We start from the raw sequence: 11187 nt of genomic DNA on the forward strand, positions 1-11187 counted from the left end.
GTCAGAAGCTCTTCACGACGCTGTTGTTCATGTAGATCAGCTCGTTCACGCGGCGCGCGTAGACGCGGGTCTCGAGGGCCGCGTCGGTCGCCGTGGTGCGGTCGAACTGGTCCTGGTAGGCGGTGACGAAGCCCTGCATCGCGACCTTCTTGCCGTTCTTCGCGACCCAGGCACCGGTGTAGGACACCGCGTAGCAGGCCTTGATGTTCGGGTTCGCGGGCTTGCAGGTGGTGCCCTTGCCGATCCGGACGCCCTCCATGCCGTTCGACTCGACGTCGACCAGGTGCTCGGCGAAGCCCTTCGCGTCGTACAGCTCGGTCTGACGGACCCAGTAGTACCCGTCGATCAGCCCGCGCGCGTTGAACTGCTGCAGGATGTAGTTCTTCCCGCTCCGGGACTTGTCCCAGTCCGGCAGCCAGCCCTTGGACGGCGTGAACCAGATACCCCAGCCGACCTCGACGCCGACGTCGTTCGGCCCCTTGGAGTCGTTCGGGGTCGGCGTCGGCGACGGCGTGTACATGGTGCGGCCGATGCCCGGCGTCTGCTCCGTGGCGGTCGGCGTGTCCTTGTCCTTGCCGTTCACCAGCAGCACGACGCCGACCGCGACCAGCAGCACCGCGACGACCGCGCCGGCCATGATGATCCACGGCGTCCGGTTCGGCTTCGGCGGACGGCTCGGCCGCCCCGGCCCCGGGCCCCAGGCGCCGGCGCCACCCTGCTGCGCGGGCGGTCCTTGCTGACCCTGCGGCCCGGTGCCCCAACCGCCGGGAGCGGGTGCCGGCGGCGGGCCCGGCGGTGGACCGTACTGCTGACTCATAGTTGTTCCTCGTGATAGTTCTGGGGATCCGTCACAGACTGTCGATCACGGACTTCTTCATGATCGCGGCGTCCGCCTCGGCCTTCGGGGCGAAGTCGACCCGGGTCCGGAAGTCCAGCGCGGTGACCACGTTGTCCTTGCGCCGGTACGCCTCGACGAAGCCCTTGACCTTGACGTCCTCGCCGTTCACCTTCGCCGTCGAGGTGTAGTCGATCGCCACGCACTCCACCAAGACGTCCTTCGGGCACGGCAGGTTCCGTACGTTGCCGAGCTGCGCGACCTCGTTCTCGACCTCGCCCTCGACGATCCCGAGCAGGTAGGCGTTCGCGGTCACGTTCTGCTTCTGCCGGACCCAGAAGAACGTCCTCGCCTCGGCGTTCGGGGCCGGCGTCACGCCCGGCGGGTAGACCGCGACCTGCTTGCCGCTCTTCTCCCAGGTGACCGTGGCCCACCCCTGGGCCGGCACCAGCGTGACGCCGAACCCGACAGCGAGCGCGTTCGGCGGCGGCTGGTACGACGAGACCGGCGCGGTCGGCGTACCGGGCGGCGGACTCGGCGACTGGCCCGGGTCGGCCTTCTTGTCACCGCCGGACAGCGCCACCAGCACGACCGCGACCAGCGCGACCACGAGCAGGCCGGCGCCGATCGGGATCAGCAGCGGCGGAACGGAGAACCGCTTCTTCTCCGGCGGCGGGCGCCGCAGGGACGGCGGACCGACCTTGTCACCCCACGCCGACGACGTCTGCGTCGACGGGCCGGAGCCGGCGCCCGGGCCAGGTCCAGGACCCGGCCCGGGCGTGCCGCTGTCACCCCAGGGCGACGGTGGCGTCACCTCGAGGTTCCACGGCGACGGCGGGAGTTGCTCCTCCGGCTCGTCGGTCTCGTCCGGGTCCGGTCCGGTCTTGTTGACCCAAGGATTACCGCCGGTCCCCTTGTCGCGCTTTCCGCTCACTGACTCTGCAGCACCGACTTCAGCATGGCCGTGGTGTCCGGATCGAGCGTCGAGAGCTTGTCCTTGCGTCCGTACGCTCTGGCGACGGTGAACACGCCGTCCTCCCGCTCCACCACGGCGACGAACCCGACGACCGCGAGGCTGCCGCTCTGGCTGCTCTGCATGCCGGAGTACGACTGGGTGAGCAGGACCTTGACCGGGGTCTTGTCGTCCGGCCCTGGGGTCGTCGTCTTGACCTGGCCGGTCTTGACCGAGGACAGGCTCTTGGTGTCGGTCTTGAGGACCTGCGGCAGCAGCGCCGCCGCACTGGTACCGGACACCTTCGCGGCCTGGACCATGAAGACACCCTCGCCCTGCTTGACCAGGACGACGCCCTTGAACCCGTCGACGCTCTTGCGGATGTACCCCGTCTGCGGCTTCACGTAGACGCCCTCGGCGACCTCGATGCCCTCGTCGCCGCCGTTCGGCTCCGTGGTCGGCTCGTTGGTCGGCGAGGTGGTCGGCTCTTCGGTCGGCGAGGTGGTGGGCTCTTCGGTGGGCTCACCGGTGGGTTCTTCGGTCGGCTGCGAGGTCGGCGCGGACGTCGGCGTCGGGGTCGGGTCGGCCTGGTCGTCGTCGCCGCCCTTGAAGACCAGGGCGAGGACGACACCGATGATCGCCACGACCGCGAACGCACCGCCGGCGATCAGCAGGGTCTTGCTGCTGCCGCCACCGCCACTGCGCGGCGGCTGGCTCCACTGCTGGCCGCCGTACTGCGGCTGCTGCCCGGGGAAGCCCTGCTGCTGCTGGCCGGGGTATCCCTGCTGCTGACCCGGGTAGCCCTGCTGCGGCTGCTGCTGCGGGTACGGCGCCTGCTGGCCGTATCCAGGCTGCTGCGGCTGGCCGTATCCAGGCTGCTGACCCGGCTGCTGCCCATAGCCCGGCTGCTGACCCGGCTGACCGGGCTGTCCCGGCTGCTGGCCGTAGCCCGGCTGCTGGCCCGGCTGACCGCCGTACGGCGGCTGTCCGCCTTGACCGCCCTGGCCACCCTGACCGCCGTACGGCGGCTGCTGGTTGCTCATGCCTGCGTCTCCCCAGTCGTCGCTTCGTACCCACTGGCACCCGTGGCCGCTGTCACCCCGCGGGCGGACTTCGGTACGGATCGCACCGAGTTACCGCAGGCCGAGCAGAAGTCGGAGTGCGGGAGCAGCGGCATCTCGCAACGCGAGCAGAACGCCAGATCGCCGGACGCGTGGTTGGAACCGCCCCGGGCCGCCGACTCCAGCGCGGCCTCCAGGAGGCCCTTGTGGAGCACGGTCCGGACCCGGATGATCAGCGCGCCGAGCAGCACCAGACCCCAGACGACACCGAGGATCGCGCCGATCGTCGAGCCGCGGCCGCCGACGAAGCCGAGCAGGTAGATCCCGCCCTGGAACAGCGCGTTCACCACCATCGCCTGCAGCAGGGCGCCGACCCAGCGCGGCGTGAAACCGTCGTACTTCTCGCCGAGGCCGGAGAACTCCGCACCCGCGAGACCGGTCGCCGAGCCGTACACCAGCGGCTTGATGAAGCCGTGCAGCACGACGATCGAGATCCAGGTCCCGGCGCTGCTGCCCGGACCGGCGAAGCCGCCGCTGATCCAGCCCCAGTGCAGCACCAGCGTCTCGAAGCACGCGTAGCCGACACCGGCCACCACACCGAACGTGAAGCCGTCCATCAGGTCGTCGTACCGCGGCCGCGACGCGAGGTAGAGCGGGCCGATCTGCCGGATCAGCTCCGACACGACCGGCACCAGCAGCAGCACGATCAGCAGGTCCCGCAGCGACGGTCCGGAGCGGTCCTCGCCGATCGTGGCGATCGACAGCCCGATCTTGTCCGACCAGATCCAGGTGAAGACCGCCGCGAGTACGCCGGTCAGCACGAAGGCCGCGGCGACCACCGGGATCGGCTCGTCCTCCCAGAGGTTCACGTCGTACAAGTAGATGATGTAGACGATCGGGATCGCGAAGGCCGCGATCATGATCGCCACCGGCAGCGCGCCGAGCGCGGCCGTCACCACGGTCAGCAGCAGGGCGATGCCGAGCGCGACCTTGTAGGTGTACGGCTGCTTGCCGGACCCCTGCGGCATGATCGTCGAGACCAGCTTGAACGAGGCCACGGCCTCGTCCGGCCTGGCGGCGTACGCGTTCTTCCGCTCGGAGTCCCCGGTCCGCATGTCGTTGCCACAGTGATGGCAAAAGTGCGATACCTCGGGGACGTCAGAGCTGCAGCGCGGGCAAACCACGCCATCCTCCCAACGTCGGACGTCCGGACCGGCACGGGGGTGCGCCGACCGTGTCCGGCCCTGTACAGGCGGGCCGAACCGGGACAGATTCTCGTACAGCCGGTCCCGGATGCATCATTTCCCGCGCAAGGGTCACCTTTTCGTGTCCGGACCGTGGCCTTGGCGGTCTCCGAGTGTGGCCCACACCTCGTCCACTCGGCGGTCCAGGTCGGCCAGGCTGCCCGCGTTGCCGACCACAACGTCCGCGACGGCGAGCCGCTCGTCCCGGGACGCCTGGCTCGCGATCCGCTGTTTCGCTTCCTGGTCAGGCATTCCGCGCTGTGTGGTCAGCCGCTCGACCTGGACCTCGACCGGTACGTCAACCACCAGCACCAGGTCGAACTTGTCCGCCTGACCGGTCTCGACCAGCAGCGGGATGTCGTGCACCACGATCGCGTCCGCCGCCGCACCGGCCTCGATCTCGGCCGCCCGCGCCCGGACCCGGGGGTGGATGATCGCCTCCAGCTTCTTCCGGGCGGTCTCGTCGCCGAACACGATCTTCCCGAGCGCCGGCCGGTCCAGCTCGCCGTCGGCGGTCAGTACGCCGGGGCCGAACGCCGCGACCACCTCGGCGAGACCGTCGGTCCCCCGCGCGACCACCTCCCGCGCGAGTACGTCGGAGTCGATCACCACGGCGCCCCGCGCGGCCAGTCGCGAAGACACCGCACTCTTCCCCGCACCGATCCCGCCGGTCAGTCCCACTCTCAGCACCGTCGCAGCCTACCGACCCGGTTCGGGCGGCGGTTGAGCCGTCCGGGCCGGACAATCGAAGGGCAGGCTACTGAGAGGGCACGGCGTGGAGATCCGGCTGCTGGGACCGGTTGAGGTGATTCGTGACGGCGAGCCCGTCGCGCGCCTGACCGGGCGGCCGCGGACCCTGCTGGCGGTGCTCGCGCTCGCGGCGCCGGAGCCGGTCACCGTGGACGCCATCGGCCGCCGGGTCTGGGGCGCCGACCCACCGGCGAACCTGCGCCCGAGCGTGCAGTCGCTGGTGTTCCGGCTGCGCCGGCTCCTCGGCTCGGAGGCAACCATCGAGTGCATCGGCAGCAGTTATGCGCTGCGAGTCGCCCCCGGACAGGTCGACGCGTCCCGGTTCGGGCAGTTGACTGAGGCTGCCGGCCGCTTGGACGACCCCGGCGACCAGCGGGACCGGCTCACGGCAGCTCTCGCGCTGTGGCGCGGCGAGCCGTTCGGTGGGGTCGACTCGGAATGGCTCGACCAGGTCCAGGCGCCTCGACTGACCGAGACGTACCTGTCCGCCATCGAGCGGCGGCTCGACCTCGATCTCGCCGCAGGGAAACACGAGCAGGCATTGCCGGAGCTTCGGGAGCTTGCAGCGGCCCATCCGCTCCGGGAGTCCCTCTGGCTGCGGCTGCTGACCGTGCTCGCCAGGTGCGGCCGTCCGGCGGACGCGTTGACGCAGTACGAAGAACTGCGCCGCCGGCTCGCTGACGAGCTGGGGACCGATCCAGATGAGCAGCTGCAAGCCCTGCACGCTCAGCTGCTGGCGGCGACACAGTCCCGGCCGCTGGCGCCTGCGCAGAGCCCGATGACGCCTCGCCAGCTCCCGCCAGCTCCAGGCGGCTTCACCGGCCGGGCGGCGACTCTGGCTGAACTCGACCGTCTGAGCTCGGCGCCGCGGGCGTCTGGTGCTCCGGCGATCATCGCCGTGCACGGCCCGGGCGGAGTGGGTAAGACCGCGCTAGCTCTGCACTGGGCGCACCGGGCAGCGGACCGGTTCCCGGACGGCCAGCTGTACCTGAACCTGCAGGGCTACGGGCCTGACCGCCCTCTGGACCCGGACACCGCGCTGGACCTGCTGCTGCGCGGTCTGGGCCTGTCTGGTGCTCAGATCCCGGACGGCCGACAGACGCGGGCAGCCCTGCTACGGAGCGTCCTGGCCCGACGAGAGGTGCTCCTCGTACTGGACAACGCCCGGGACGCCGACCAGGTGCGGCCGCTGATCCCAGGGTCGGCCGGTCTGGTGCTGGTCACCAGCCGCAGTCAGCTGAGGTCGCTCGCAGCCCGGGAAGGTGCACACCGCGTGCCGCTGGAGCCGTTCAGTGCGGACGACGCGGCGGCGTACCTCACGCGGATCCTCGCCGCCCACGACGTCAGCCATGACACGGCGGAGCTGGCCGAGCTCACGCGACTGTGCGGCCACCTGCCGTTGGCACTGGCGATCGCCGCGGAGCGCCTGACCCGGGCGCCGACTGGGAGCGTACGGGCGTTGTCCGCCGAGCTCGAACAGCATCCGGACCGGCTGGCGCTGCTGGACGTCGGTGAAGACGCCGACGGCGCTCTACGGGCAGTCTTCGGCTGGTCGTACGACGTACTCGACGCGCAACCGGCCCGCGCATTTCGTCTGCTCGGACTGCACCCGGGTCCGGACACGAGTCTGGAGGCGGTCAGCGCGCTGCTCGCCGTACCGCCTCAGGAGACGCGCCGGTCGCTCGGTCAGCTCGTCGGCGCGCATCTGCTCGAGCAGCCCGGAGACAGGTACCAGCTGCACGATCTGCTGGCTGAGTACTCCGTCCGGCTGGTGCAGGAGCTCGAGGACGAGTCGGAGAGCGATGCGGCGCAGACGCGGTTGCTGGACTGGTATGCGCACTCGGCGCTGAACGGCAAGGTCGCGCTGGAGAAGTCGGAACCGCTCCTGGACTTCGGTCGACCGGCGGCGGGTGTCGAGCCGATGGTCTTCGACACTGCTCGGCAGGCCGTTGACTGGTTCACCGACGAGCGGCAGGGACTGGTTGCCGCGGTGCGCACCGCGGTCGAGCAGGGGCACGACCGGGCGGCGTACCGGCTCGCGCATGCACTCTGGCCGTACCTCATGTACCTGCGCGCTCTCGACGACCTGTTCGAGATCCAGTGCCTGGCGCTCGACGCCGCTCGCCGTACTGGTGACGGCGATGCCGAGGCGGTGACGGCGCATGCTGTCGGTCGCGCGTACCTGTTCCGGTCCGACCTGGACCGGGCGTGCAAGCACCTGGACGAGGCGCTCCGGTTGTTCGAGTTGCTCGGCAACGACCACGGCCGGGGTTCGGCACTGACCGATCTGGGCCGGCTGTACCGCCGCTGGGGTGACACCGATGCGTCCGTCCGCCACCACCGCGCTGCAGTCGAAGTTCTCGAGCCGTTGAACGACACAGCCGGTGTCGCGCGCAACCACGCGAACGTCGCCGAGACCTTCCTCCTCGGCGGCCGCTACCAGGAAGCCGTCGACGCAGCACGCGAGTCGGTCGAGCTCAACCGAGTCGCAGGCGAGCGCCGCGCCGAGGCTTTCGCCCTCAACACCCTGGCCACCGCCTTGATCGGGAGCCGCGATCACGACGCCGTCCGGATCGCGACGGAAGCGCTCGAGCTCAGCCGGGATCTCGGCGACCGCTGGTCGGAGGTCTGCGCACTGACCCACCTGGGCGAGGCCTTGGACCTTCGCGACGACGCGGCGGGTGCTCGCCGGCACTGGCAACTCGCCCTCGAGGTCCTCGACGAGACCGGAATGCCCGGCTCGGACACGCTGAACCGCGCGACGCTGACCGAACTGCTCGCCTGAACGCACGAGACCCCCGCACCGGAGTGCGGGGGTCTCGGTTGCTGCTGCCTACCGGGTCAGGATCAGCCCTGGCCGGTCAGCTTCTCGCGGAGCGCCTGCAGTGCCTCGTCGGAAGCGAGCGCACCCTCGACGGGCGCGTCGTCCTTCGGGGCCGAGCCGCCGGAGGCCGAGGAGTACGTCGACGCCTCGCCGGCCTCGACGTCCGCCGTCTTGGCGTCCTCGATCTGCTTCTTGTGGGCCTCCCAGCGCGTGTGGGCCTCGGCGTACTGCCGCTCCCACTCCTCGCGCTGAGCGTCGAAGCCCTCGAGCCACTCGCCCGTCTCCGGGTCGAAGCCCTCCGGGTAGATGTAGTTGCCCTGGTCGTCGTACGTCGCCGTCATGCCGTAGAGCGTCGGGTCGAAGTCGTCCGAGACCGGGTCCACGCCCTCGTTGGCCTGCTTGAGGGACAGCGAGATCCGGCGCCGCTCCAGGTCGATGTCGATGATCTTGACCATGACGTCGTCGTTGACCTGGACGACCTGCTCCGGGATCTCGACGTGCCGCTCGGCCAGCTCGGAGATGTGCACCAGACCCTCGATGCCCTCCTCCACGCGGACGAACGCACCGAACGGAACCAGCTTGGTGACCTTGCCGGGCACGATCTGGCCCATCTGGTGGGTCCGGGCGAACTGCTGCCACGGGTCTTCCTGGGTCGCCTTCAGCGACAGCGAGACGCGCTCGCGGTCCATGTCGACGTCCAGCACCTCGACGGTGACCTCCTGGCCGACCTCGACGACCTCGGTCGGGTGGTCGATGTGCTTCCAGGACAGCTCCGAGACGTGCACCAGACCGTCGACGCCGCCGAGGTCCACGAACGCACCGAAGTTGACGATCGAGGAGACGACACCCTTGCGGATCTGGCCCTTCTGCAGCTGGGTGAGGAAGTTCATCCGCACCTCGGACTGCGTCTGCTCCAGCCACGCCCGGCGGGACAGGACCACGTTGTTGCGGTTCTTGTCCAGCTCGATGATCTTGGCCTCGATCTCCTGGCCGACGTACGGCTGGAGGTCGCGGACCCGGCGCATCTCGACGAGCGAGGCCGGCAGGAAGCCACGGAGGCCGATGTCCAGGATGAGTCCACCCTTGACGACCTCGATGACGGTGCCGGTGACGACGCCGTCCTCTTCCTTGATCTTCTCGATCGTGCCCCACGCCTTCTCGTACTGAGCGCGCTTCTTGGACAGGATCAGGCGGCCTTCCTTGTCCTCCTTCTGGAGAACCAGGGCCTCGACGTGATCGCCGACGTTGACGACCTCGTTCGGGTCGACGTCGTGCTTGATCGACAGCTCGCGGGACGGAATCACGCCTTCGGTCTTGTAACCGATGTCGAGCAGGACCTCGTCCCGGTCGACCTTGACGATGGTGCCCTCGACGATGTCGCCGTCGTTGAAGTACTTGATGGTCTGATCGATCGCCGCGAGGAAGTCTTCCTCCGACCCGATGTCATTGACCGCTACCTGCGGGGTGTTGCGCACTGCGGGGTCGAGGGGAGCCTCGATGCTGGCCGTCATGTGGTGGGTTGCTCCGTGGACTGGTGGTGTTGTGCGGTCGCGTCATGAACCGTTGGATCGCACCAAACCGCGGGATTGCCAGAAGACGACAGATTCACCACCGAGCTGCTGCGAGTCACGAGCCTGCTCCGTCCGAGGTCGCGCGGGCCCATAGCGCATCTCACAGAATACCGGTCTTGACGGAGACAGCACAACCTGGGGCACCCGGCGTCACCGGGCGCCCGCCGAGGTCTCCCGACGTGCCATTGATCTCAATGTACGACGTCCAGCGCCGGACGGCCCCCAGCGAGCGTGCCCGTGTCCGCCATTCGGGAGACCAGGACGAACGCGGCCGCCGCGACCTCGTGCTCGGCGGCACGCTCCGCGAGGTCCAGCAACGCCCAGAGATCGGCCGCCCGGCCCAGGTCCACCAGCCGCTCCCCCAGGCCCATTCCGCGGAGCGCGTCCAGGACGGCCCCGGCCAGGACCTGGTCCTCCGAGAAGCGCAGCAGGTTGCCCAGATCGGCGTACGGCGATCCCACGTGGGCGAACTCCCAGTCGATCAGCCCGGTGATCCGCGCCGTCTCCGGGTCGACCAGCAGGTTCTTCGGGTTGAAGTCGCTGTGCACGAGGCAGAACCGGGACACGCCGTCCGCCAGCAGGTCCTCCGCCTCGTCGATGACGGCGGCGAACCCCGCACCCAGGTCCAGCTTCAGCCCGGCGACGTACTCCGCCAGGTCACCCGAACCGAACGGCTCGACCGTCAGCTCCCCGTCCCGGAACATGCCGGCCTTCAGGAACGGCATCCCGCTCAGCCGCGCCAGCAACTCCCCCAGCTGTGTCCCGACCCGGCGCCGCTGCTCGTCGGTCGCCGACTCGAGGAAGACCTGCAGATTGATCCCCGGCAGCCGCTCGGTCAGCAGGTACGGCGGGTCGTCGTAGGAGCCGTCGCGCTTGAGATCCAGCACCCGCGGCACCGGCAGCAGTCCGCGCACCAGCTCGAGCAGCGCGGCGTCGACGGCGGCCCGCTCCGGGTCCCGCGCGTAGAACTTGATCACCGCGTCCTCGTCGCCGGCGCTCACCGCGAAGGTCTGCCCGCCGTACCCGCCGGTCAGCGGGACGGCACTGGCCGCGAAATCACTCATGGCCCGATCCTGCCGCATCCCGTCGACAAATCGGCTTGAAGTTGACGTAGCGGCAACATCTACCGTCGGGGACGTCGCCGAAAAGGATGACGGAAAGGAGCAGTTCGATGGCGTGGTCGATCGCGCAGGTGGCCCGGTCCTCCGGTGTCACCTCACGCACGCTCCGGCACTACCACTCCATCGGCCTGCTGGTGCCGGCCAGGGTCGCGCCCAACGGCCGGCGGTACTACGAGCAGGAGCAGCTGTTGCGGTTGCAGCAGATCCTCCTGCTCCGGGACCTCGGGCTGAGTCTGGACGTGGTGGGCGAGGTGATCGCGCACCGCGACGAGCAGGACGCGATCGAGGTGCTCGCCAAGCACAAGGAGTGGCTGGTCAAGGAGCAGCTGCGCCTCGGCCGGCTGGTGCGGACCGTCGACGCAACCATCGACAACCTGAAGAGAGGAGGAGAGATGTCACCGGAGAAGGTCTTCGAAGGGTTCGAGCACAACCTGTACGAGGCCGAGGCGCGCGAGCGCTGGGGCGACGAAGCAGTGGACGCCAGCTACCAGCGGATGCGCAGCTGGACCGAGGCGGACGCCGAGAAGGCCAGGACCGCCTACCCGCGGGTCCACGAAGGACTGGCCGCACTGAAGGCAGAAGGGGTCGCAGTGACCGAGCTGAGCGTGCAGGAGCTGATCCAGCTGCACTACGAGGTCACCTGTCTGTTCTGGACGCCGACACGTGAGGCGTACAAGGGACTCGGGCAGATGTACGTCGACGACGAGCGGTTCCGGCAGAACATCGGCAGCGGCGACGACGCACTGGTCGAGTACCTGCGCGACGCCATGACCGTCTACGCCGACACCAAGCTGGACAGCTGACCCAGGACCTCGGAGGCTGCAGACTC

General features: G+C 69.4%; 9 protein-coding genes. 2 read left to right on the plus strand and 7 right to left on the minus strand.

Annotated features, from left to right (window positions below; translation table 11 throughout):
- Window position 1: 1 nt before the first annotated feature.
- The 5 genes from E0H92_RS15340 to coaE form a co-directional block, all read right to left on the minus strand.
- Window positions 2–817: a hypothetical protein gene (locus E0H92_RS15340; RefSeq protein ID WP_131496708.1), complete on the minus strand. Its 816-nt coding sequence runs from the start codon at window positions 815–817 to the stop codon at window positions 2–4.
- Window positions 818–848: 31 nt separating this feature from the next.
- Window positions 849–1769: a hypothetical protein gene (locus tag E0H92_RS15345; protein WP_131496709.1), complete on the minus strand. Its 921-nt coding sequence runs from the start codon at window positions 1767–1769 to the stop codon at window positions 849–851.
- Window positions 1766–2830 carry a hypothetical protein gene (locus tag E0H92_RS44680; protein ID WP_131496710.1) on the minus strand — a complete coding sequence of 355 codons (1065 nt, stop codon included), beginning with the start codon at window positions 2828–2830 and terminating at the stop codon, window positions 1766–1768. The genes E0H92_RS15345 and E0H92_RS44680 overlap by 4 nt, the downstream gene beginning before the upstream one ends.
- Window positions 2827–3963: a PrsW family glutamic-type intramembrane protease gene (locus E0H92_RS15355; RefSeq protein ID WP_238153469.1), complete on the minus strand. Its 1137-nt coding sequence runs from the start codon at window positions 3961–3963 to the stop codon at window positions 2827–2829. Before E0H92_RS15355 ends, E0H92_RS44680 begins: the two co-directional genes overlap by 4 nt.
- Before the next feature lie 201 nt (window positions 3964–4164).
- Entirely contained in the window at window positions 4165–4782 is a 618-nt protein-coding gene (coaE, locus tag E0H92_RS15360) for a dephospho-CoA kinase (protein ID WP_131496711.1), read from the minus strand.
- Between the two features lie 85 nt (window positions 4783–4867).
- Between coaE and E0H92_RS15365 the strand changes: the two genes are divergently transcribed.
- On the plus strand, window positions 4868–7627 hold the full coding sequence (locus E0H92_RS15365) for an AfsR/SARP family transcriptional regulator (protein ID WP_131496712.1): 2760 nt from the start codon (window positions 4868–4870) through the stop codon (window positions 7625–7627).
- A gap of 62 nt (window positions 7628–7689) precedes the next feature.
- Here the strand turns inward: E0H92_RS15365 and rpsA are convergent, their stop codons facing one another.
- Together rpsA and E0H92_RS15375 are read right to left on the minus strand one after the other, a co-directional pair.
- On the minus strand, window positions 7690–9177 hold the full coding sequence (gene rpsA / locus E0H92_RS15370; protein ID WP_131468007.1) for a 30S ribosomal protein S1: 1488 nt from the start codon (window positions 9175–9177) through the stop codon (window positions 7690–7692).
- A 251-nt stretch (window positions 9178–9428) separates the two neighbouring features.
- Window positions 9429–10301 (minus strand): phosphotransferase family protein, encoded by an 873-nt coding sequence (locus E0H92_RS15375; RefSeq protein WP_131496713.1) that lies wholly within the window; start codon window positions 10299–10301, stop codon window positions 9429–9431.
- Between the two features lie 107 nt (window positions 10302–10408).
- Between E0H92_RS15375 and E0H92_RS15380 the strand changes: the two genes are divergently transcribed.
- The gene (locus E0H92_RS15380) at window positions 10409–11161 is read left to right on the plus strand and encodes a MerR family transcriptional regulator (protein WP_131496714.1); all 753 of its coding nucleotides are present in this window, start codon (window positions 10409–10411) and stop codon (window positions 11159–11161) included.
- Window positions 11162–11187 lie beyond the last annotated feature (26 nt).

The sequence above is a fragment of the Kribbella speibonae genome, from assembly GCF_004331375.1.
Taxonomy (GTDB): Bacteria; Actinomycetota; Actinomycetes; order Propionibacteriales; family Kribbellaceae; genus Kribbella; species Kribbella sindirgiensis.